This is a genomic window from Roseateles sp. P4_D2, assembly GCF_056401875.1.
In genome coordinates this window covers 1-22,245 of record NZ_JBFUIM010000026.1, presented here as the reverse complement: position 1 = coordinate 22,245, position 22,245 = coordinate 1, and the positions used below count along the sequence as shown (strand labels likewise).

Sequence of the window (22,245 nt, the reverse complement as noted above, 5' to 3'; positions counted from 1 at the left end):
CGGCACGGGCGCGACCTTGGGCACCTCGATCACCGGGAGTTCGGGCATGGGCGGCATGCTCGGGGGCGGCAGATCGGGCATCTTGGGGGCGGGTGGCGGGGGCTCGGGAGGCTTTGGCGGGGTCTTGAGCTCAACGATGCTCACATCCGTGATGCGGGGCTTCTCTGGGGGCGGCACGCGGGTGCGCCACATCAGCACCGCCGCCAGCAGGATGAGATGGACGATCACCGCAATGGTCAGCGCATAGCCGTTGACCCCCCGCCGCCATTGCTGCTGCTGTCCGGTTTCAGTCGTGGTCGGGGCGGGGTCGTGAGATGGCGTTGTCATGTTCTTTTGTGACGTTCGGCTGTTGTCTAGCAGCCTGTAAGGCTTATCGGCGTTCAGAAGATCTCGATCACCGTCGCAGCTGGGGCAAGGCCCTCGCTGACGGCGCGCAGCGTGGCGCGGCCGCTGTCCCCGGTCTTGCCGGTGGACTGCAGGATCACCTGTGCATGGCCGTTGAACACGCTGCGCTGCCAAGGTGCGGCTGGTGTGGTGGTACGCAGCGTGGCCCAGCGGCGGCCGCCCTGCGCGCCGTCGAACAGCGCGCGCGTGCCACCGGCCGGCGTCGGGAAGACGGCGGTCAGCGTGGCCTCGGGCCCTGCGGTCGGGTCGAGGTCGATGGCCGCCATGCCGGCCTCCTGCCGTAGCGCGACTGGGCGGCCGTCCAGAAGGAACTGCACACCTGGTGCGACCTCGCCGAGGAGCAGCACCTGGCGTTCGCCGGCGGGCGCCGTGCGCGTGATGGTGGCCTGCACCATGTTCCAGGCGCTGTCGGCGGGCCGCTGGTCGGGTGGAACCCATGCGAAGGGGTCGCGCCAGCCGGGGCCTCCGGTCTGGGCGGTTCCGCCCATCAGCGCGGCCGCCTCCTCGGGTCGAGCGATGCTGTGGTGTCGCCAGTGCGTAGCGGCAGCGTAGCGATGCAGTTCAGCTGGCCGGTCGGCCTCGTGGGAGCCGGGGTCGCCGTTGCCCATGCCGATGAGCCGTACCGGCCCACTGGTTTCGAACGCGACGCGGTGCTCGGCGGTCGGAACGACACGGCCCTCGCGGTCGACGACGTTAACGGTGACCAGCGCGACATCGTCGCTGCCGGCGCGCAGCCGCGCGCGGTCCACCGTCAGCCGCACCGCAGTGCCGTCGCCCGTGGTGGCCACGGTCTGCGTGGTGACGAGCTGACCGGCCCGATAGCCGCGTGCCGTCAGGCTGCCCGGCGCATAGGGCACGGCCCATTGCAGGTGGCCGTAGCGCTCCAGCGCCTTGCGGCCGAGCGAGCGGCCGTTCAGCAGCAGCTCGACCTCGTCGGTGTTGGCGTAGACGCGCACATCGACGGGCTGGCCTTCTCGACCCGGCCAGTTCCAGTGCGGCAGCACGTGCACCATGGGCTCGGCGGTCCACGCGGCCTTCAGGTACTGGCCGCTGTCCTTCAGCGCGCCGGTCGTGTCCAGCATGCCGAACTGCGACGAGACGGCGGGCCAGCCGAAGGGCGAGGGCTCGCCGCGGTAGTCGAAGCCGGTCCAGACGAACATGCCGGCAAGGAAGGGGCGCTCGGCATTGAAGCGCCAGCCTTCCTCGATGGAAGAGGTGCGGGTGCCCGTGCGTTTGTCGTAGGCGGCGATGTGGGCACGGGCCGGATCGTTGGCATAGACGCCGCGCGTGGCATGAGTCGCGGCCTCCTCGGTGACGAGCATGGGCCGATCGGGAAAGCGCCGGTGCATCGCGTCGATGTCGTGCTGGCCCTTGTAGTTGAAGCCGATGACGTCCGAGCCGACCGACGTGCCTTCGGCTTGGCCCGAGCTGGAGGCGGCCTGCGTCACCGGCCGCGTCGGGTCCAGGCGGCGCACGATGGTCTGCATCTGCCGCGTCAGGCGGGTGCCGATCTCGCTGTTCTCAATGGCCCATTCCTCGTTGCCGACCGACCAGAGAATGACCGACGGATGGTTGCGGCCACGGCGCACCATGCGTTCCAGTTCGTCGCGGATCTGCGGCGCCGTGCCCATCATGCGGTGCTCGTCGATGACGAGCATCCCCAGGCGGTCGCAGGCGTCCAGCAGCTCCGGCGTGGCCGGGTTATGGGCGAAGCGGATGGCGTTGACGCCCATCGCCTTGAGCATCTTCAGCCGCGCCTCGTGCATGCCGTCGGGCAGCGCGACGCCGATGCCGGCGTGGTCCTGGTGGTTGTTGACGCCGTGCAGCTTGACGTGGCGCCCATTGAGGAAGAAGCCCTCGTTGGCGTCGAAGCGCAGGGTGCGGATGCCGAAGGGCGCGTTGACGCGGTCGACGACCTCGGCGCCACGCTTGACGAGGGTCGTCAGCGTGTAGCGCTGCGGCGTCTCCAGCGACCACAGCTGCGGCGCCACGACGCTCAGTTGGGCCGTCACCTCCAGGCTGGCGTCAGCGGCAACGCGGCCGGCCGGCACGCTGGTGCGGGCGACGACGCGGCCGGCCGGGTCGCGCAGCTCGTGCTCCAGGCTGAAGGACTCGGCCGCCTCGCCGCTGTTGCGCACGGTGGTGTCGACGGCCACCTCGGCGCGGTCGCCGTCGACCGTGGCGCGCACGAAGCTGCCTTGCGGCGTCACATGCAGCGACCCGGTCTGCGTCAGCCAAACATGGCGGTAGATGCCCGCGCCTTCGTACCACCAGCCCTCTGGCGTCGTGGCGTCCACGCGCACTGCGACGACGTTGCGCCCGCCGAAGTTCAGGTAGTCGCTGATGTCGACCTGGAAGCCCGAGTAGCCGCTGGCCTCGCGGTGCAGGTAGTGGCCGTTGACCCAGACGACGCTGTCGCGGAACACGCCGTCGAACTCCAGCGCAATGCGCTGGCCGCGCGCCGACGCAGGTATGGCGATCTCACGCCGGTACCAGCCAACGCTGTTCTCCGGGAAGCCGCGGCCGATGGCCTTCATGCCGTGCTGCGTACTGCCGCGTGAGCTGAATGGCAGCTCCACTGCCCAGTCATGCGGCAGGTCGACGCGGCGCCATGGCCGGTCCTCGAAGTCGGCTGCGGCAGGGCCGTCGCCGTAACCAGCCTTGCCGAAGAAGAACGGCCGTATGGCGTGGTCGAAGTCCTGCGCCGGGTCCGACGCGTGGCCCAGCGCGAAGCGCCAGCCATCGTCGATGCGGGTGCGCTGGCGCGGGCTATCGGCCGCAGTGGCGCCGACATGGGGCTGCCCGGCGCCGGGCCAATCCGTGCGGCCGTCGGCGCTCTGGGCTTGGGCGGCCAGGGGACTCAGTGCGGCCAGCGACAGCGCGAGGGACAGCAGGGTGCTCTGGAGTTTCATGGGTTTTCCGGACGTGAAGGCTTGGTCGGCTGGTGAGCCGCGGCCGGACCGTACGGTGCTGGTGGCGCGAGCGGTTGCGCAAAATACCGGTAATACCAATAAGAAATTCGCGCCTTAGTTAGGCGATTTTGCAGAAATTGGTCAGACCGGTGCAATTGGAGAAGACCCTATCGACGAACTGAGCGCAGCTATCAACGCGATTCCGAACGCGTCAGCACCATGGACAGGAATGACGCATTCGGGCCGTTGGACAGCTTGAAGAAGAGTTTGTTGCGGCCCTTGTTGAAGTGCAGGAGGCGCTTGCCTTCGGTGCGGTTGTAGTCGCGCAGATAGCTCGGGCCGCCGTTGAAGATGGTGTCGAAATACGTCGCCTTGTTGGCGTTGCCGCCCTTCCACACCATGCGGTCGTTCAGGTAGATCTGGACGTCGTCATCGGCCCCTATCCAAGCGATCAGGTCCTGGGCTTCGTCGACGAACACCTCGGTGTAGCCGTAGTAAACCGAATCTTCGACCTGGTCGGGCGGCACGAACGGATAGCTTTGCGCGGTCACGTAGCGCCACTTGAGCAGGCGCTTGTCCTTGCCGTAGTAGACGGCGTCCAACAGCACCGCCTTCTCGGGCGGGTAGGTCGGGTTGTCGAACAGGCCACCCTCATGGCGGCCGGGGAAAGGCCCGATGACATACCAGCTGTTCAGGTAGACCCGGTTCGCGTACTCCCCGCCCTGGCCGAGCACGCGCCCTTGTCCGCGCACGAGACCGGCCGCATCGACGGGCGGGATCTGGGCCTTGCCATGGTCGAAGAAGTCGGTGCCCCAGTATCTTTTCGATGATGTCGCGTGTTCGGTGCGGGCGTCCGCAGCGATGAAGTTGCTGATCTCGGCGTGAACCGACGTATCCGACCCGCCGCCCTTGACGGACGGTGCGCCGGGGCGACCGCCAGTGCCATCCCCGCCCGAGCCAGGCTTGCCGCCTTCGACCTGCACGCCGTTCGCCTTGGCCTCCAGGCGCTGCTGACGTTTGGCCAGCGTGGCTCGCGCCTTGGCTTCGAGTGCGGCGACTTCGCTGTCCGCCATCTCCTGCGTGACGGGCGCTGGCGTACTGCCGCCCGCCTTGCCCTCGCCCGCCTTGCCTGCGTCAGCCTGAGCCTCGTTCGCCTTGGCCCCAAGCTGCTGCGAAGGCTTTTCCGACGCGACGGGCTCCTTGGACTCGGGCGCAGCGTTATTGCTGGCCGCCGTGGTTTGCGCGACGGGCGCCTGCGGCGCCGCAGCCGGTGGCGGCTCGGCCGCTGGTGGCGGCTTGGGCACGCCGGTCAGTTGGGCCAGCTCCTCGGCCTTGATTTCCTTGTCGAGCGCGTCGATGGCCTTGGACAGCTCACGCGCCTGTTCCACCATTTCCTGCGGCGTTTGCGGCACCGCAGGGGGCAGGCCCGGCTCTGGATCAATGGCTGCCGATTTCTCCATCAGCCGCTTGATGGTCTGCAGGTCTTGCAGGCGCTTGGCCGTGCTGGCTTGGCCGGTGGCGCGCAGGCTGGATGCGACTTCGGCTTCCTGCTCGCGCAGCTCCAGCTGATAGCTGCCGAAGTAGTACAGCCACCCCAGCAGCGCGGCATGCGCGGCCACGGAAAGCGACAGATAGGGCCGGCGCACCACCTGCGTGGCGGCTGCCACGAGCAGGGACAGCAGCGGTGAACGGCGGGGTTCCCAGCTCATTGACGGGTGTGCATGGAAATCTTGGTGAAGCCTTCGAACTGGCACAGGTCCAGCACGTGCACGATGGCCTGATAACGCGCCATCTCGTCGCCGTCGATGCGGATGGGGCGGCCCGGGTTGCTCGCCGCCTCCTGCTTGAGGCGGTCGTGCAGGCCCTGCACAGATACCGCGCTGCCGTCGACATACAGCTTGCCCTGCTTGTCCACGCCAATCGTCAGCGGCGGCGCACCAGCGCCCACGCGGTCCAGGCTCATCTGCGCGGCCGGCAGCGTGATGGGCAGCTCCTTCTGCGGCCTCTCGCCGACGGGCTGCTTGAACGAGGTCGCCACCATGAAGAACATCAGCAGGAAGAAGATGCAGTCGATCAGCGCGATCAAGCCGATCTCCGGTGCTTCGTCCTCGCCCAGGTCAATGCGCATGCTGCACCACCCGCAGTGCCGGCGTTTCCGGCGCGGGCAGGAAGCGCTGGTTGATCAGCGCATTGATCTGCCGCTCCAGCGCCAGGCCGAGCGTCGCCAGGCGGTGCTTGAAGAAGTGGTGCATGCCCAGCGCCGGCAGGGCCACCGTCAAGCCCGCGGCGGTGTTGACCAGCGCCTTCGAGATGCCGCCCGCCAGCAGCGCCGGGTTGCCCATGCCTTCGGAGAAGGCGATCACATGGAAGGCGTCGATCATGCCCAGCACCGTGCCCAGCAGGCCGACGATGGGCGCCACCGTGGCCACGATGGCCAGCGCATAGGCCTTTTGCTGGTGCTGGCGCAGTTCCATCGAGGCGATGTCGCCGGCCGCACTGCTGACGACTGCGTAGGGCTGATGGCGATGCGCGAGCAGGAAGGCGATGACGCGCGCCAGCGTGCTGCCGTCGTCGGCCAGCAGCGTCTCCAGTTCCGTGAAGCGGCCCGCCGTCCACAACGGCTGCACGCGCGCCACCAGGTCGGCCGGCACCACGGCGCGGGCGCGCAGGTGCACGAAGCGCTCGATGGTCACGGCCACGAACAGGATGGACAGCCCCAGCGTGACCAGCACGGCAGCGCCACCCTCGGCGACCTGCTCGACCAGGTTCATCTCGGCCGCCAATGCCAGGCCGGGGAGGCTGGCTGCGCCAAGCGCGATTGCGATTCGTTTCATGGAGTTGAAGGAGTTGGGAGGGTTGAGCGGAGGCAGCACGGCGGCCAGCGCGGCGCGCCGCCAGCGGTGCACGACGGTCGAAGCAGTCATCACCCGCCCTTGCGCTTGCGCCGCCAGGCGTCCACCACCTGCTGTGCCAACGCGGCCGCCTCGGCTTGTTCTGCGGCACTCAGGGGCTTGGTCGACTTGGCCTGATCGAAGGCCGTCGCCATGGCCTTTTCCATGATGTCACCCATGCCGACGCCGGGAAACTTCTCATCCTGGATGGTCTTCCAAGCCACCTTGTAGCCCGCACGCTGCACCGGCGTGACGCCCAGATCGCGGGCGCTGTCGCCGGTGGCCATGGCCAGGTGCAGCAGCGCGTCAGCATCGCCGCCCGCCGCAGCCTTGCGGACCTCGGCCTGCAGTTTCGCGATCAGCGCGGGATCGGCTTTCTCCTTCTCAAGCGGGTTCTGCAGCGCGTTCAGGTAGGCCGAGGCCCCGCCCTCCGCCCCGCCTTCATAGGCGCGCTGGAACAGCTCCTTGCTGCGCCCCAGGGTGGCCTGGTCGAAGACCTGGCAGCGCCGCGCCTGACCCTCGGCGGACTCGATCACCTTGTTGACCCCGCCCCCGGCGTCCATCATCTTCTTGAGCGGTTCCGGCACGCCGTTGGCGCCGTCGCGCATGGCGTACAGCGCCCCAGGCGCGCCGGCCATCATCGAGCACATCTGCAGCGTCTGCGCCGCCTCCAGCACCTCCTTGGGCGTGCCGCCGCCCAGCGCCAGCTGCACCTTGCGCAGCGCCTCAGCCGGCGAGTTGGCCTGCTCCATCGCCTTCTTGGCCATGGCGCTGTAGTCGGGCGCCGATGCCGAAGCCCGGGCGGCTGCGGCCTGGACCGGCGCAGCGGAGGCTGCCGTCGACGCGGCCTGGGCCGGCGGCTCGGCCGGCGCAACGCTGCTGGCCGCCTGACTGGCTTGCGCCTGCGGGCTCGGCAGCGGCGCCTCGGCAAGGGGCGGGCGCTTGTACAGCCAGGTCCCGGTGCCTATCACCGCGAACGCGATGACGATTGCGAGGACGCGACGAGGCTGAGCGGGCGCGGAGGCCCCCGTGTGTTGCGGCTGTTCTGTCATGGTTCCTGCTCCTTGTTCGACACGGTCCGGACGGCGTGGCGCCGAAGCGCCTGCAACCACGCGCAGACCGGATGACTGCTGCTTACTTGGCCCTTTCCGGCGTGGCCGCCTGCCCGGCCGCCTCACCCGCCCGCGCCGCCACCTCGATGGGCTCCCGCTTGGCGATGCGGTCGCGGAAGAAGGCCTGCACCTGCTCGGCCGTCACGGCTTCGAGGTTGGCCGTCTCGCTCTGCATCATGGCCTTCATGCGCGGCTCGATGAGGATGCGCTGCAGCCAGTAGGCCCAGTGGCCGTTGTACTCGGGCGCCTTGCGGCTTTGCTCGATCATGGGCTGCTTGGCGCGCTGCAGCTCGTCGGCGCCGACCGGCTGGGCGGCCAGCTCCTTGAGCTGGGCGCGCAGCACCTCACGGAAGGCATCGAACTTCTCGGGCGGCGTCTCGATCTCGGCGCTGAAGCGCCCCTGGCCGGCGATGTCCAGGCTGCCGCCGCCGCTGGCGCGCGGCGAGTAGGTGATGCCGAGCTTCTCGCGCACGATGTCGACCAGCCGCGTCTGCAGCAGCGTGGCCGCTACCCGGCCGGTGTTGGACAAGGCGGTGTCTGTCCACTGGTCGGGCATGGACCAGTGCCAGCCGAGCATGCCCTGGTCGGTGCGGCCCTTGTGCAGGGCCACATGAGGCGCGCCGCCATCGGCGGGCGGCGTGGCCTTGAGCGGCACGGCCGGCAGGCGCGGGCGCGCCGGCCCGGCGCCGAAGGTGGCCTGTACGGCGGCGATGGCCGCTTCCTCGCTCACATCGCCGATGACCACCACATCAGCCGCCCCGGCCAGGGCCGGTCGCAGCATGGCGCCGACATCGTCGCCGCGGGCAGCCAGCAACTCGGCCGCCGTCGGCACGCCGCCGAGCCGCGGCTCGCCGTTGTTCATCACCTTGGACAGCTCGCGGCCGTAGACGATGCCGGGCAGCGTCTCGAACTGGTTGGCCATCATCGGCGCCACGCCGGCCAGCTTCTCACCCATTTCCGGGCGAAAGCCAGGGTCGCGCACGAAGGCGGCCAGCAGTTGGAGCTGGGGCTTGAGGTCGGTCGGGCGGGTGTCGCCCACCAGCAGCACGCGTCGGCTGTCCATTTGCAGATTCAGCCCGGCCAGCACGCCGCCGGCCTGCTGCCACTGCGCCACCTCTGCCAGCGAAAGCTTGCCGGTGCCGCCCAGCGGGAACATGTTCAGGGTCCAGGTGGCCGACACCTGCTCGGGCTTGAGGCCGGCCATGCCCTGGCCCACCAGCACCTGCACGATGACCTTGTCCTTCTCCTGTGCCGTGGGCTTGATGACCAGGCGGGTGCCGTTGGCAAAGGCCAGCGTGGTGCTGCCCAGTTCGGCGTCGGTCGTCTTGCTGACGATGGCGCTGGGGGCGCCGAAGTCGGCGTAGGGCCAGGTCACGGCCACCGGCGCGGCCTGGGCCTGCAGCGGCCGGGCCATGGCCTGGGCGAGCTGGGCAGACAGGGCCTGCGGCCCGGCGGCGCCGGCCTTGGCACTGCGGAAGACCAGCGGCTGGCCACCGAAGTCGCGGCGCAGCACGGCGGTCAGTTCCTCGGGCCTGATGGACGCCAGCATCGGCTCCGCCTCGGCCACGCCCTGTTCGGCACTCTGGTAGAGACCCTCGTAGTGGACGGCGTTGACCAGCGCGTCGGCGATGGCCGCGCTCTGGCGCGTCGGCGCCTGGGCCACCATGGCCTGGAGCGCGCTGCGGATGGTCGGCATGAGGCGCTGCAGGTCGGCCGGCTGCACGCCCTGGGCCTGCAACTGGCGCAGCTCGGCCGTCGCGGCATCCAGGGCCTCGGCCCATTTTTCGGGCGGCGCCATCAGTGTCAGCTGGGCCTGGCCCGTCACCTTGTAGATGCGCGGCATGTCCATGCCGAAGGCGCCGAGGAAGGGGCTGCCTGGCTTGAGGGCACGGTCGCTCAGGCGCAGGTTGAGCACGCCGGCGGCCATTTGCTGCACGAGCACGTCGCGGCCGAAGGCCAGCGTGGGCGGGCGCATGTCCGGCGGGTTGATCCAGGTCAGCGAGAGCTTGTCAGGCGCGCCGTCGGCGATGAACTCGGCCGCGGGCTGTGTCGGCTTGGCCGCGCCGAGGTCGAGGGCGTCGGGTTTGCCGCTCGCCTTCCAGTCGGCGAAGCGCTCGCGGATCTGCTTCTCGACGGCGTCAACGTCGATGCTGCCGACGACGATGAGCGTGGCGTTGTCCGGCCGGTAGTTGGCCTGGTAGTAGCGCCGCAGCTTGTCGGCCGTGGCGGCCTGGACGGTGTCGATGCGCCCGATGGGCAGGCGCTGGGCCACGCGGGTGCCGGCCAGCGTCAGGGCCTGCTCGGCAAGGAAGGCGCGCATGCCGGGCACGTCGCGCGTGCGCTCCTCCGACAGCACGACGCCCTTTTCCTGCTCGACGAGTTGGGCGTCGAGCTTGAGGTGCCCGCCAATCTCGCGGAACAGCATCAGGCCCGTGTCCAGCGCCGCGGCGTCGGCCTTGGGGAAGTTGAAGTGGTAGACGGTCTGCTCGAAATCGGTGAAGGCGTTGGTGTCCGCGCCGAAGCTCAGGCCCTGGCGCTGCAACAGATGCACCACCTCGCCGTCTGGCAGCTTGGCGCTGCCGCGGAAGGCCATGTGCTCCAGGAAGTGGGCCAGGCCCTGCTCTTCATCACGCTCCTGCAGCGAGCCTGCGCCGATGCGCATGCGCATGGCCACGCCGTCCTTGGGCGTCTCGTTGTGCTGGATGGCGTAGCGCAAGCCATTGGGCAGGCGGCCGAAACGCACCGCCGGATCAGGCTTGCGCTGGACCAGCTCATGGCCCCAGGCAGGCTGCGCTGCGGCGACGGTGGCCGTCGCGGCCGATGCCTCGGCACGGGCGGTCGCGGCGGCGACGCCGCACATCAGCGCTGCGGCCAGCGCGACGGCGTGCAGCACGGATGCGCGCTGCTGGAATCTGGATTTCATGCTTGTTCTCCCTGCCCGATGACGGGCTTGTTGATGGGCCGGCAACGGCCCGACTCTCTTTTATGCCATCTCTGCCCGGCGTGAACGGCCCATCCACCACACCACGCTGCAGCCGAGCAAGGCGGTCAGCAAGGGCAAGGGCGAGTAGCGCGGTACCTCATTCAGGCAGTACGCCGTGCCCGCCCAGGCAAGGCCTGTGAGTATTTCGATCATGCCGACCGGTCCTTTGCCCTTCGCACGCCGCATCAGATCCTTGCGCTTGCCCTGGATGGGGTACCACACCTGCATCACACCGGCCGAGACCGTGCCGCCGGCGAGGCAGAAAAGAAACGTCAGCGTCAGCCAGAGGCCATGCGTCGGCAAGACCAGCAGCAGCGGCGACACCACCAACCACACTGGCACCAGCGCGGCCAGCACCTTCGGCCAGCGCAGCAGCGACGGCGGAACCGGTGCGCTGCCCAGCAGGTCAGGCGCATCCTCGGCCGCGACGGTGATCCAGGCCAGACTGCTCGCCAGTGACGATGCCAGCATCACCGCCACAGACGCCAGCACGGTCAGCCCCGCGCCGCGCAGTGCGAGCAGCACCACAGGCAGCAGGTACAGCAGCTGCAGCAGCGTCTGGGCGATGAGCTGCGGGTCGCGTGCGATGAGGCGCCACTCCTTGACCAGCACGCTGCGCCACAGCCCGCCCTTGAACCGGACGCTGCCGCGCTGCGGCGCCGCCGCGATACGCCTGGCGCTGCCGGTGACGGACTCCTGCGTGCCCGCCAGGAAACGATGGTGGGCCAGACCGATGACGAGCCCGAAGCCGACGACGCCGACCAGCGCGACCGTCAGCAGCGGCAGCGGCGCGCCGACCAGCGCGCGGCCCGGAAACCAGACTGGACTGTCCGGCGCCAGCGGACCGCCTGGCTCGGCCCAGCGGATCAGCCGGGCAAGCAGTTGCTGCAGATCGGCAGCGCTGATCACGTTGGGCAGCTGCGACAGCACGGCCAACGCCCCGCCCATCAGCGTGCCCAGCACCTGCGCCACGATGCGGGCCCGGCGGGCGCCGAGCACACGGACCAGCGCCAGCGTGAGTGCCAGGCCCAGTGCGGTGGTCGCCAGCGCCAGTGCCGGCACCGCCAGGTAGATGCCGAGCAGCTGCGGGTGCCCGAGGAACAGGCCCACGTGCGCGAACGGCGCCAGCAGGAACAGGAACAGCCCACCGACGTTGGCGACGATGCCCAGGCCCCGCACCATGAAAACAGTGTGTGTCGCCACCGGTGACGACAGCAGCAGGTCGAGGTCACCGCGGTCGAACAGCGCCTCAACGGACTGCAGGATGGCCTGCGCGAGCATCAGGCTGATGGCGATCCAGGCCGCTGCGCAGATCAACATGGTCAGCACAAGCTGCTCGCTGCCGGGTGGCCACATGCGCAGAACGAAGTAGGCGCCGACGTGCAGCGCCACGCTCAGCGCGACGGCGAACCCCAGCAGCCCACGGGCCATCCGCTTGCCCATGCCGCGCCAGCCCAGCCGGAGCTCGTGACGGAGAAGCCACTGCACGGAGCCCGGGCGCAACGCCAGCAGCGCCGTCATGCCGCGCTCGTGAGCTGCAGGAACACGTCTTCCAGCGTCCCGCCCGGCCCGCCGCCGGTCGCCGCACGGGCGCGCAGTTCGTCCAGCGTGCCCTGGGCGGTGATGCGGCCGCGATGGATGATGCTGATGCGCTGCGCCAGCCGCTCGGCGATCTCCAGGATGTGCGTGGTGAGGATGACCGTGTGACCCTGCCTGACTCGCTCGACCAGCAGGTCCTTCACCTGGCGCGCCGCCGCCGCGTCCAGCCCGGTGAGCGGCTCGTCCAGGATCAGCAACTGCGGGTCGTGAATGAGCGCGCCGGCCAGCGCCAGCTTCTGGCGCATGCCACGTGAGAAGCCTTCGGTGATCTCGCCGGTGTGAGTCCACAGGTCCAGCCAGCGCAGCAGTTCCTCCGCGCGCGGCGCGGCCACGCCGGGCTCGATGCCCCACAGGCCGGCCACGAACTCCAGGTACTCGAGCGGGCGCAGCTTGCCGTACAGCAGCGGGTCGTCGGGCAGGAAGGCCAGCCTGCGTTTGGCTTCGATGGGCTCGAGCGCGACATCGTGGCCCAGGATATGCACGCTGCCCCCATCGGGCCGCAACAGCCCGGCCACCATGCGCAGCGTGGTCGTCTTGCCGGCGCCGTTGGGGCCGAGCAGCGCATGGAACTCGCCCTGCGGGATGCTGAGGCTGAGCTGGTCCACGGCGGGCTGGCCGCCGAATCGCTTCACCAGGCCGTTGATTTCCAGCGCGGATGCCCGCTGCGGAGATTGTTGGTTCATCTTTTTTCTCCCTGCCTGATGACGGGCGTGTTCAACTTTTATGGTTTTGCGGGGCTGGGCCAGCGCAGGCGGATACGGGCCTGGTTGCGGACGATGACGAGGTCTGTCCCGTCGGCCAGCAGGACCCGCAGCGCCGCCACATCGGCGATGGCGCCCGCCTTCTCCGCACCGACGATGACGTCACGCGGCTTGAAGCCGGCCGCATCGCCTGGGCTGCCTGCCTCCACGCTCAGCACGATGAGGCCGGCCTTGTCACCCAGGCCAGCGGCCGACTGCTCGCCCAGGGTCTCGACCGGCTTGAGGCTCAGCCCGTACAGCTGTTGCACGGCTTGCGGTGGCGCGGCCTGGCTGAGCTGCTGGGTCACCGGGAATGCGGGCTGCTTCGCCAGCGCCTTCAGCCTCGCCGGGCGCACGCCGAAGTCGTCCATGGGGAAGTTGACGAAGCCGACGCGCGCGGCGAGCGCTGCGTTCGTGACCGTGTAATCGCCCCGGGCCGGCGCAGCAAAGCGCGGGTCACCGGCCACGGAGTCGGCATCGCTCCCGCGTGCCTGGGCGGCCCGCAGGTCGGCCTCTGCCACGAAGAAGTTGCGGTTCACGCTGCGCCCCCAGCGCTTGATCTCCACCGGCTGATGCGCCCCCATGACGACATTGGACTCGAACACGTCGCCGCCGTTGTCGAACCACACGTGCGGGTGGAAGCTGCTGTTCACGAGGATGTTGTTGCGCACGATGCGCTGGAAGCCCTCGCGCAGCTTGAGGCCGCCGGCCAGCATCAGGTTCTCTTCGATGACGTAGTTGGAGGCGCCGTCGTCCAGGTCGACGTCCCAGCCATGGTCGCAACGCCAGCGGTTGCGCTTCATGAGGATGGGTTCGACGGCGTCCAGCAGCGCCAACTCCGGATGGGCCGCGGCGCGGCGGTCCATCTCAGCGCGGTCGGGGTGCCAGTAGCGGTCGCGGCCCCAGCTGTTGAAGCTGCCGTGGTCGCCGGTCAGGCGCACGGTGTCGAACACGTCGTTGTGGGTGAGGCGGTGGCCGCCCCAGGTGCCGTCGCCGATGTTGATGCCGGCGCGCGGCATGCGGTAGATGCTGTTGTGGTCGACGGTGATGCGCGCGGCCATCGACAGCTGCACGCCGGTGGCCTGGCGGTCGATCTGGCCGATGTCGTGGATGAGGTTGTCGCTGGCCTCGGAGTCCTTGGGATAGGCATCCGACTTCGGGCCGGGCGTGCGGTCGATGGCCGCGACCTCCAACTGCTCGTGGTATTCGAACAGCGGTGACCGCACCGACTCTGGCCTGCCGACGAAGGCCACGGCCGTGCCGCCGATGTCGTGGATGTGGTTGGCCGAGATGGTCACGCGCTGTGCGCGGCCGCTGACGACGACGGCATGGCCGCCGAGGTCGACGAACTCGGAGTTCTCGACGCGAACGTCGCCGGCGTTCTCGATGGTCACGGCACCTGTGCGGTAGAACTTCCAGTCCGAGCGCAGCAGCGGCTCGGTGGCCTTCAGGAAGGTGGGCTCCGTCTCCCGGAACACGAGATTGCGAACCCGCACATGCTGCACCTGGGCCTTGCGGCCCTCGATGCGAATCAGGGCTTCCTGCGCGCTGCCGCGAAAGCCCCGTGCCGGCGGTCGCTCGCCGGCCAGCGGCTTGAAGTAGAGCCAGCCCTCGCGGCGGTCGTGGAACCACTCGCCAGGCGCGTCCAGCTCTTCCAGCACGTTCTCGACGTAGCGGTCCTTGTCGCTCGGCGGCATGACGCGGTTGTTGGCCAGTTGCGGGCCGTAGTCCAGGCTGCCGTCGGGTTTCTTGCCGAGGATGGAGACCTGCAGGCCGCCCCAGCCATATCCGTGCAACGCGTGAAGCACGGCACCTTGCGGGTCATGCCAGCGTGCCACGCGCTCCGGCGACGTGGCGTCAGCTGCACCGCCGAAGCCAGGGTTGGCGGCGTCGAGATTGGGATAGCGGGCTCGCACGAGCATGTGCTGCCCCAACCACAGGCGCTGGAACGAAGCGCCAGCAAACCGGGCGCGCCAGAGGCCGTCCTTCCAGGCCTCCCAGCGCAGTGCCGGCAGCGACATCGCGCCGCTCAGTACGGGCTGGGCGCCAGGCGCAGCGGCGAGCACGAAGGGCTCGTCTGCCGTGCCCGACAGGGCCTCGTCGATGACGATGGGCGCCGACAGCTGGTAGTTGCCAGCAGCCAGCTCGATGCGGTGGATGCGCTTGTCCGTCCGCGCCCGCTGCAGGGCCGTCTCCAGCGACTTGGCGTCCTTCACGGTCAGCGCATCGGCCTGCGCGCCGCAGGCCAGAACCGCCAGAGTGAGCAGCAGGGTCATCAGCCTCATGGCGCGTCCCTCTCGGTCATCCGCGTTGGATGGCTGGTGTTCGCCGGTCCCGTCACGGCGCGGCCTTGATGCGCACCATGATCACGCCATGCGGTGCAACCTTGCCGCCGTAGCTGCCGCTCACGCCCTTCGTGACCTTCTTGCTCCACAGGTCCTTCACGTCGGCCTTCTGGTCGACGGGCAGTTGGAGCTGTTCCCAAGCCACCTTCATGTCGGCCGGCGTCTTGCCGCGGTTGAACAGCACCACCGCGTGCTCACCGCCCGCCAGCGGACGCACCCAGACTTCGAGGTCGCCTTCTTTCAGCGCGCGGCGGCCTTGCTGGCCCAGTGGATCCTGGTCGACGGCGATGACGTCCTTGTTGGTGAGGATGCGCACCGTGTCGGCGTCCATCTTCGACAAGTCGTTGCCGGCGATCAGCGGCGCGGCCAGCATGGCCCACAGCGAGAAGTGCGACTCGTACTCGGTGGTCGTCATGCCGCCGTTGCCCACTTCCAGCATGTCGGGGTCGTTCCAGGCATTTGGCGCTGACACGCCCCCGCGCGCGGCCTGCATGTCCAGGACGTTGGTCATGCCATTCCCCTTGTCCTTCGTGCTTTCCCAACCGTCGTAGATGTCATGGGTGGTGCGCCACAGGTGGCCGACCGTCGGGCCCCAGCGCTCGGGATGGTCGGTGCCCCATTCGCAGATGGAAAACACGATGTCGCGGCCGGACTCGCGCAGGGCCTTGGCCATGACGGTGTAGGCGGCCTCGGCGTTGCGGGTGCCGGTGTTGCACCAGTCGTATTTCAGAAAGTCCACGCCCCATCTGGCGTACTGGCTCGCGTCCTGGAACTCACGGCCAGCGCTGCCCGGGCGGCCGGCGCAGGTCAGAGAGCCGGCGTCGGAATAGAGACCAAACTTCAGTCCCTTGCTGTGCACGTAGTCGGCGAGCGCCTTGATGCCGGACGGGAAGCGCTCGGGGTCGGCCTGGATGTTGCCGTCGGCGTCGCGGCTCTTCTGCCAGCAGTCGTCGATGACGATGTACTGGTAGCCGGCGTCCTTCATGCCGGAGGCGGCCATCGCGTCGGCCTGCTGGCGGATCAATTGCTCGCTGACGTTGCAGTCGAACTTGTTCCACGAGTTCCAGCCCATCGGCGGGGTTGGCGCCACATTGGGCTTGGGAGCTTCCAGCTTCAGCGTGCCGTCGGCGTGGGCGGGCGTGGTGGCGATGAAGCAGAGCAGTGCGACGGTATGAGCGGCGCGTCGGATCAGGTGGTGCATGCGGAGATTCACTTGAGGGGGATACGAAGAGCGCCGTTGAGCGGTGCGTCGAACTGGCGTCGGGCTCAGCGCCCGTAGCGCCGGCCTGCCGATTCCAGCGGCCAGTCGTCGGTGCGCAGCGGCGGCAGTGGCAGGCCGTCGCCACCGACGACATTGGCCTCGCTGGCGTTGTTGACCCAGGCGTAGCGCGCCGCCACCGGGGCCGCCACGGCGGCACTGCGCAGCACGATGCGATCACCGTCGACGCGTGCTTCGGCCGGTACCCAGCGCCGGTCGGCGCCGGCGACGTAGAAGCCGCGCAGCGGCTCGCCGGTGCGCGCAGTTCGCAGGCCGCCGGCGGTGGTGTCGAAGCGCAGCTCAAATTCGCCGCCCTTCGACTGATGGCCGGTCAGGCGCGGGCCCGTGGCCGGCGCGGTGCGCAGCCGCAGCTCGTGCATCGCCAGCGCGGCCAGGCGCTGGCCCACGGTGCGCTTGTTGCGGGGGTGAATGTCGACGGCATCGCCCACGTCGATCGCCGTGGCCATGCCGGTGTGGGGCAGCGCCAGGGCCGCGGCCTGGCTGGCGCGCAGTTCGGCCCAGCCGTTGCCGTCGGGTCGGTTCTCGGCCATGGGCCGCCACGAGGCCAGTTGCACGAAGAAGAAGGGCAGGTCAGGGTCGGCGAACTGGCCACGCCAGTCCTGGATGAGGCGCTTGAAGCCGTCGGCATAGGCAGCCGCACGCCCGGAGTTTTCCTCGCCCTGGTACCAGAGCACGCCGCGCACGGACAGGCCTTGCAGCGGTGCGACGAGGCCGTTGTGGCCCAGGGCCGGGGCGCTGTTCGCCACGGGGCCGCCGGCCGCCACGAGCTTCTCGACGCGTGCCCGCCAGGGGCCGGCGAGCGACACGCTGCCGGCGGAGGTGTCCAGGCGCAGATCGGCAGCCTCACCGTTGATGCCGCCGCCACCGCCCGTGTCGGTCACCCGCACGGCGATCCAGTTGGCGCCTGAGCGCAGCACGCCGGCTGGCAGCGTGTAGTGGCGCGCCTGCTCCCAGCCGCACTGGCCGCCGACCTTCTGGCCGTTGACCCAGACCTCGTCGCAGTCGTCCACCTTGGCCAGGCGCAGCTCCGCGGCTCCCGCGGCCTGGGCGGCCTTCAGCTCGACGCGCTTGCGCATCCAGACGACGCCGTCGACGTCGGCCAGGCCCTGGCCTTCCCAGTTGCCGGGCGCCTTCAGTGTGGGCCAGTCGGCGTCGATGTCGGCAGCGGCAGACCAACCCGAGGCGTCCACGCCCTCCAGCGGGAGACCCTTCTGCCAGGCGGCGATGCGGGGCAGCATGCGCTGGCCCAATGCTGCAGTGAAGGCAGCGTTGTCGGCCGGCAAGGCGTGCACCGCGGGTGCGAGGTCAGGGTCGCGCAGCGCCGCGTCGCGGCTCATCCAGGTCTCCAGCATGGAGCCGCCCCAGGCCGTGTTGATCAGGCCGATGGGCACGCCCTGCACCGCCTGCATCTCGCGCGCGAAGTGGTAGCCGACGGCGCTGAACTCGGCCACGCGGCCGGGCTCCGCGACGACCCAGGGCGCAGGCGCGATGTTGGCTTCGGGTTGCACGCTGGCGCGCAGCGGCACGCGCAGGTGGCGCAGCTGCGCATTCTGCGGTGAGGCCACTTCCTGTGGGCCGGTGTCGGTCTGCGCCAGCGGCCACTCCATGTTCGATTGGCCGCCGAGCAGCCAGACATCGCCGACCAGCACGTCGTTCAGCACCGCGGTCTTGTCGCCCGTGACGACGAGGCGGTGCGGGCCGCCGGCCGGTAACGGGGCCAGCTGGACGCGCCAGCGGCCGTCGGCGCCTGCGCGGGCCGTGCCGCTGCGGCCACCGAGGTCGATGCTCAGCGTCTGGCCCGGTGTGGCCTGACCCCACACGTTCAGCGGTCGGTCGCGCTGCAGCACCATGTGGTCGCTGAACACTTGGGCCAGGCGCACCTCGGCGTGCGCGGTGGCAGCCAGCAGGGAGAGCAGCAGGGGGAGGGCTATCGTTCTCATCGCGTTGTTCTCGTCTTTCGGGGCTTCATCTCAAATATCAATTCCGCTTGCACGGCATCCGGCGGCGCACGAACCGGGATGTTGCGGGCCGTCCCCGAGGGGAGCGACTGGCCTTGCCGACGTTCAGTCGGTGCAACAACTGGGCGAAGTGCCTGTCATCCTTCAGTTCAGAGGTTCCAGCAGCTCCACGCCGAGCGGCGCCAGCTTCAGGCTTCCTTCCCAGCGCTGGTCACCGAGCACCCCCTTCATCGCGCCGGCGATCGGCACCTCCATCGGTTGCCAGTTGGCGTTGACGTACAGCACGCGTCCTTCGACCTCGCGTGCGAACACGCCGTCGGGCGTCTTCGGACCCGGCTCGATGCCCAGGCTCGCGTAGAGCGAGCGCAGCAGCGGCCGCATGATCTGGGGCTGCGCCGGTGTGGCGAGGTAGATCGCGCGGCCCTTGCCGAACTTGTTGACAGTGATGGCCGGCGGCCTGCCGTCCAGGTTGCTGAAGCGGCTCAGCACGTCGGCGGTGGAGGGCTCCAGCACCTCGTAATGCTCAATCGTGCCCTTCACCTCCTCGTCGCCGATTTTCAGCGTGCCGGCGACACTGTAGTACTCGTTGGTGCGCAGGCCGAAGACGTCGGTCAGCCCGCCGGGCAACGGCGTCCCATGCCACTGGTTGTGCTCGTTCACCTTGGCCGACTGCGCCGTCATGATCACGGTGCCGCCGTCGGTGACGAACTTGCGCACCGCCTCGGTGGAGGCTTTGTCCAGCAGGTACATGCCGGGCAGGATGATGAGGCGGTAGCGGCTCAGGTCTTCGTAGGAGAGCTTGATGGCCGCGACGTCGATGTTGTCCTTCAGCAGCGGCTCGAAGGCACCGAGGGCCTGCTTCTGATAGGGCGTCTTCAGGTAGTCGCGTGAGCTGTTGGCGGGGCCATTGGCACTGTGGGCCGCGACGTTGTCGAAGGAGTAGGCGATGGCCACTTTGGGCTCGACGCGGCGCGGGAAGCCAAGTTTCTCCAGCTTGGCGTAGTCGCCGGCGATGCGGGCCCATTCGGCCAGCTTCCACGAGGGACGGTCGTCATGGTCGATCAAGCCCATCAGCGCCTGCTCCTCGCCGCCGAGATGGCTGTTGTAGGTCCAGGCCAGCGCGGCCTGGCCACCCATCAGCAGCACGAAGTGGGCCCACATGCGCGACCAGCCCTTGCTGCCGTATGAGCCCGGGCCGCCGGCGGTGAACTCGTTGAACCAGGTTGGCGTCGTCATGCCCGCCTTGATGAGGGCGGCCTGCCATCCGCCATAGATCGGTTCGCCGGCATAGAAGCCCATGGCGCCATAGGTGGTGTGCTGGCGATAGCTGCCGTGGTAGTCGAAGCCCTTGCGGCCCGACCAGCTCCAGTAGTTCGACAGCGTAGGCTTGTCGGGCGTGTGCTTGCGGCGCACGGCCTCCCGGTCGTCCAGAACGGCGATGGTCAGGTCGGACCAGAAACGGCGCAGGTCCAGATAGCGCTCGGCCGGCCCGGGGCCGTCGGCATAGGGCAGCCGCACTTCTTCCCACTTGCCGATGCGACGCGACCAGCGCTGCGTGGCCCAGGCCTTGTTCAGCGCGTCGATGCTGCCGTAGCGCTTCTTCAGCCATTCGACGAAGCGCTTGCGGTCAGCCTCGGAATAGGAGATGTAGCCATTGCCGATCTCGTTGTCATAGCCCACGGCCAGCAGGGCCGGATGCTTGGCGTAGCGCTTGATGAGCCTGTCGGCCATGCGCGTGGCCAGGCGCCGGTAGTCCGGGTCGCCGATGTTGTCCATGTAGCGCTCGGCCGGCGCCAGGCGGGTGCCGGCCTGGTTGGTGATGTCGACGCCGGGGTATTTGTGGTGCAGCCACATCGGCGCCGGCTGCCCCGGGATGTCGAGGATGACCTTGATGCCGGCGGCGTGCACCTCGGCCATCACGGCGTCGAAATGCTTGAAGTCGAACTTGCCTTCCTCGGGTTCGAAGTAGTCCCAGGCCAGGTCACCCATGCGGACGACCTTGAAGCCAGATTGCTTCATCAGCGCAACGTCGCGCTTGACCTGCTCCAGCGTGCGGTCCACGGGCTGGTAGTTCACGCCCGCGAACAGCTGGCCGGCCCCGGGCCAGTCGGGATGGCCTTCGGCGCTCTGGGCGAAGGCGGGGTTGAGCGCGGCCAGGGCCAGCGTGCAGGCAAGCAAGGTCTTCTTCAGTTTCATGATCGGGGTGTCGGAACTGCTCGCGAGAGAGGCGTTGGTCTTGAAGGATGAGGGTTTCCGGTCCGGGTGGTTGCGATCACGCGCAGGTGCGCCCCCCGCAGCATGACCGCCTCAGCGATTCCCATCAGGCGCAGCGCACCAGGCGCGCGCCATGTGGCGGCACGGTCAGCACGCGGGTGCCTGCGGGCAGGTCGGTGCGTGCCCAGCAGTCGCGGCTGGCATCCGGCAACCACGTGGGCAGGGGCACCTGCCACGGCGCGTCGCCGGTGTTCAGCCACGCCGCCCAGGTGCCTTGAGGACCGTTGCAGACGAAGCGATGACCCTGGGCCACCGAGTGCCACTCGCGTGCCCCAGGTACGCGCAGCAGCGCCAGCACCTCGGGGTTGGTGATCAGGCGCAGCGTCCAGTCGTCGAGGCGGCGCAGGTCGTTGCCCAGGATCAGCGGGCTACGGGCGCAGGTCCAGGCGGTCATCATCAGCAGCTGCTCGTCACGCGTGAAGCGGGTGTCGCGCTCGCCGTGCTTCGCCGGTTCGCCGTCGTAGTTGCGCAGGCCGATCTTGCCGACGGGCAGCATGTCCGCATCGGGCCAGGCGCCGGGGCGCGCGTGCGGCGCCCACTTCACAAGGTTCACCAGGTTGTCGCGCAGTTGCGGCCAGGTGTCCCAGAAGTCGTTGCACACCCGCCATTGGTTGGCGTGGGCCTGCAGGTGGGCGGACTGATCCAGGTGCGACGGACCCGGCGACAGGCTCAGCACCATGGGCCGGCCGGTCGCGTCGATGGCGCGGCGGATCAGCTCGACTTCCTTGCCGTGGTAGTTGGGCGCGGCGATGTCGTCGACCTTGACGAAGTCCACGCCCCATTCGGCAAGCTGCGCGAACCAGGCGCGGTACCAGTCGAAGGCGCCGGGGTGCTCGGGCTTGACGCCGCACATGTCGGTGTTCCAGGCGCAGGTGGAGTGGGTGTTGGCGACTTCGTTGCAGCGGTACTTGCTGCCCGCGATGGGCAGCTCCAGCCCGACCGCCTGGCGCGGGATGCCGCGCATGATGTGCACGCCGAAGCGCAGGCCCATGGCATGCACCTTGGCGGCCAGCGGCGCGAAGCCGCGGCCGCCGGCGGCGCTGGGGAAACGGTTGGGCGCGGGCTGCGGGCGGCCGTTGCCGTCCAGCACCAGCGGCGCGAAGTCCCGGTACCAGCCCGACGTGACGCCCGCCTCGTACCACTGGATGTCGACGGTGGCGGTGTCGTAGCCGAAGGGCAGGAAGCGCTCGGCAAGGATGCGCGCGTTGTCCAGGTACTCGGCTTCGGTGACGCTGGCGCCGAAGGCGTCCCAGCTGTTCCAGCCCATGGGCGGCGTGGGGGCCCAGGCGTGGAAGGGCAGGCCGGGCTCGGTGGCGCCGGCGGCGGCGGTGTTGGCGGACAGGGCGGTGGCAGCCGTCGCCGACCCGCCGGCCATGGCGGCCAGCCCGGCGCCTGCGACGGTGCGCACGAAGCTGCGGCGGGCCGGTTCATCGAGCGAGGTGGTGGCTGTCGAGTTCGTCTTGTTCATGAGCGATGCGGAATGAGGAAGGGCGCGGGGTTCAGTTGCTGAACAGCATTCCTCGGCCGGTACCACTGATGTAGATGCGGCCGTAGATGCCTTGATCGGCCGCCATGACGCCAATGCCGCCGAACTGGTTCGCGTCGTCGTTGAAGCGCGTCCAGGTGGCGCCGGCGTCGTCGGAGCGATGCACGCCCCACACGCCGTTGATCACGCCCACGACGTAGACCGCGGCCGAGTACGGCGCGCCGGCTTTGGCCTTGCCCAGCGCGATGGCGCTTGCACCCT

At 69.2% G+C, this 22,245-nt stretch carries 13 protein-coding genes and 2 pseudogenes; all 15 read right to left on the bottom strand.

Annotated features, from left to right (window positions below; translation table 11 throughout):
• Positions 1-327, bottom strand: a pseudogene (locus AC1DW0_RS29105) (hypothetical protein); the annotation flags it as partial.
• Between the two features lie 53 nt (positions 328-380).
• Complete coding sequence (gene galA, locus AC1DW0_RS29100; RefSeq protein WP_457356617.1) at positions 381-3,317, bottom strand: beta-galactosidase GalA; 2,937 nt, start codon at positions 3,315-3,317, stop codon at positions 381-383.
• Between the two features lie 191 nt (positions 3,318-3,508).
• Entirely contained in the window at positions 3,509-5,026 is a 1,518-nt protein-coding gene (locus tag AC1DW0_RS29095; RefSeq protein ID WP_457356616.1) for a hypothetical protein, read from the bottom strand.
• Entirely contained in the window at positions 5,023-5,445 is a 423-nt protein-coding gene (locus AC1DW0_RS29090; protein ID WP_056194722.1) for an ExbD/TolR family protein, read from the bottom strand. The genes AC1DW0_RS29095 and AC1DW0_RS29090 overlap by 4 nt, the downstream gene beginning before the upstream one ends.
• Positions 5,435-6,241: a MotA/TolQ/ExbB proton channel family protein gene (locus AC1DW0_RS29085; protein WP_056194719.1), complete on the bottom strand. Its 807-nt coding sequence runs from the start codon at positions 6,239-6,241 to the stop codon at positions 5,435-5,437. Before AC1DW0_RS29085 ends, AC1DW0_RS29090 begins: the two co-directional genes overlap by 11 nt.
• Positions 6,241-7,260 (bottom strand): hypothetical protein, encoded by a 1,020-nt coding sequence (locus tag AC1DW0_RS29080; protein ID WP_457356615.1) that lies wholly within the window; start codon positions 7,258-7,260, stop codon positions 6,241-6,243. The genes AC1DW0_RS29085 and AC1DW0_RS29080 overlap by 1 nt, the downstream gene beginning before the upstream one ends.
• Positions 7,261-7,342: 82 nt before the next feature.
• The gene (locus AC1DW0_RS29075; protein ID WP_477949526.1) at positions 7,343-10,243 is read right to left on the bottom strand and encodes a M16 family metallopeptidase; all 2,901 of its coding nucleotides are present in this window, start codon (positions 10,241-10,243) and stop codon (positions 7,343-7,345) included.
• A 60-nt stretch (positions 10,244-10,303) separates the two neighbouring features.
• Positions 10,304-11,824, bottom strand: a complete 1,521-nt coding sequence (locus AC1DW0_RS29070) for a putative ABC transporter permease subunit (RefSeq protein WP_477949524.1) — start codon at positions 11,822-11,824, stop codon at positions 10,304-10,306.
• Positions 11,821-12,585 carry an ABC transporter ATP-binding protein gene (locus AC1DW0_RS29065; RefSeq protein WP_477949522.1) on the bottom strand — a complete coding sequence of 255 codons (765 nt, stop codon included), beginning with the start codon at positions 12,583-12,585 and terminating at the stop codon, positions 11,821-11,823. Before AC1DW0_RS29065 ends, AC1DW0_RS29070 begins: the two co-directional genes overlap by 4 nt.
• 38 nt (positions 12,586-12,623) lie before the next feature.
• On the bottom strand, positions 12,624-14,927 hold the full coding sequence (locus AC1DW0_RS29060) for a right-handed parallel beta-helix repeat-containing protein (RefSeq protein ID WP_477949520.1): 2,304 nt from the start codon (positions 14,925-14,927) through the stop codon (positions 12,624-12,626).
• Between the two features lie 52 nt (positions 14,928-14,979).
• Complete coding sequence (locus tag AC1DW0_RS29055) at positions 14,980-16,188, bottom strand: glycoside hydrolase family 27 protein (protein WP_477949518.1); 1,209 nt, start codon at positions 16,186-16,188, stop codon at positions 14,980-14,982.
• 65 nt (positions 16,189-16,253) lie between these two features.
• Positions 16,254-18,206, bottom strand: a complete 1,953-nt coding sequence (locus AC1DW0_RS29050) for a sialate O-acetylesterase (RefSeq protein WP_477949516.1) — start codon at positions 18,204-18,206, stop codon at positions 16,254-16,256.
• Between the two features lie 162 nt (positions 18,207-18,368).
• The gene (locus AC1DW0_RS29045; RefSeq protein WP_477949514.1) at positions 18,369-20,420 is read right to left on the bottom strand and encodes a beta-galactosidase; all 2,052 of its coding nucleotides are present in this window, start codon (positions 20,418-20,420) and stop codon (positions 18,369-18,371) included.
• A 124-nt stretch (positions 20,421-20,544) separates the two neighbouring features.
• Entirely contained in the window at positions 20,545-21,966 is a 1,422-nt protein-coding gene (locus AC1DW0_RS29040; protein WP_477949512.1) for a hypothetical protein, read from the bottom strand.
• Positions 21,967-21,997: 31 nt separating this feature from the next.
• Positions 21,998-22,245, bottom strand: a pseudogene (locus tag AC1DW0_RS29035) (dockerin); the annotation flags it as partial.

Excerpts from the sequence above, each read along its gene's own strand:
- AC1DW0_RS29050 (WP_477949516.1), bottom strand. The coding sequence starts at position 18,206 with ATGAGAACGATAGCCCTCCCCCTGCTGCTCTCCCTGCTGGCTGCCACC.
- AC1DW0_RS29075 (WP_477949526.1), bottom strand. The coding sequence starts at position 10,243 with ATGAAATCCAGATTCCAGCAGCGCGCATCCGTGCTGCACGCCGTCGCG.
- AC1DW0_RS29045 (WP_477949514.1), bottom strand. The coding sequence starts at position 20,420 with ATGAAACTGAAGAAGACCTTGCTTGCCTGCACGCTGGCCCTGGCCGCG.
- AC1DW0_RS29040 (WP_477949512.1), bottom strand. The coding sequence starts at position 21,966 with ATGAACAAGACGAACTCGACAGCCACCACCTCGCTCGATGAACCGGCC.
- AC1DW0_RS29055 (WP_477949518.1), bottom strand. The coding sequence starts at position 16,188 with ATGCACCACCTGATCCGACGCGCCGCTCATACCGTCGCACTGCTCTGC.
- galA (WP_457356617.1), bottom strand. The coding sequence starts at position 3,317 with ATGAAACTCCAGAGCACCCTGCTGTCCCTCGCGCTGTCGCTGGCCGCA.
- AC1DW0_RS29090 (WP_056194722.1), bottom strand. The coding sequence starts at position 5,445 with ATGCGCATTGACCTGGGCGAGGACGAAGCACCGGAGATCGGCTTGATC.
- AC1DW0_RS29065 (WP_477949522.1), bottom strand. The coding sequence starts at position 12,585 with ATGAACCAACAATCTCCGCAGCGGGCATCCGCGCTGGAAATCAACGGC.
- AC1DW0_RS29085 (WP_056194719.1), bottom strand. The coding sequence starts at position 6,241 with ATGACTGCTTCGACCGTCGTGCACCGCTGGCGGCGCGCCGCGCTGGCC.
- AC1DW0_RS29095 (WP_457356616.1), bottom strand. The coding sequence starts at position 5,026 with ATGAGCTGGGAACCCCGCCGTTCACCGCTGCTGTCCCTGCTCGTGGCA.
- AC1DW0_RS29060 (WP_477949520.1), bottom strand. The coding sequence starts at position 14,927 with ATGAGGCTGATGACCCTGCTGCTCACTCTGGCGGTTCTGGCCTGCGGC.
- AC1DW0_RS29070 (WP_477949524.1), bottom strand. The coding sequence starts at position 11,824 with ATGACGGCGCTGCTGGCGTTGCGCCCGGGCTCCGTGCAGTGGCTTCTC.
- AC1DW0_RS29080 (WP_457356615.1), bottom strand. The coding sequence starts at position 7,260 with ATGACAGAACAGCCGCAACACACGGGGGCCTCCGCGCCCGCTCAGCCT.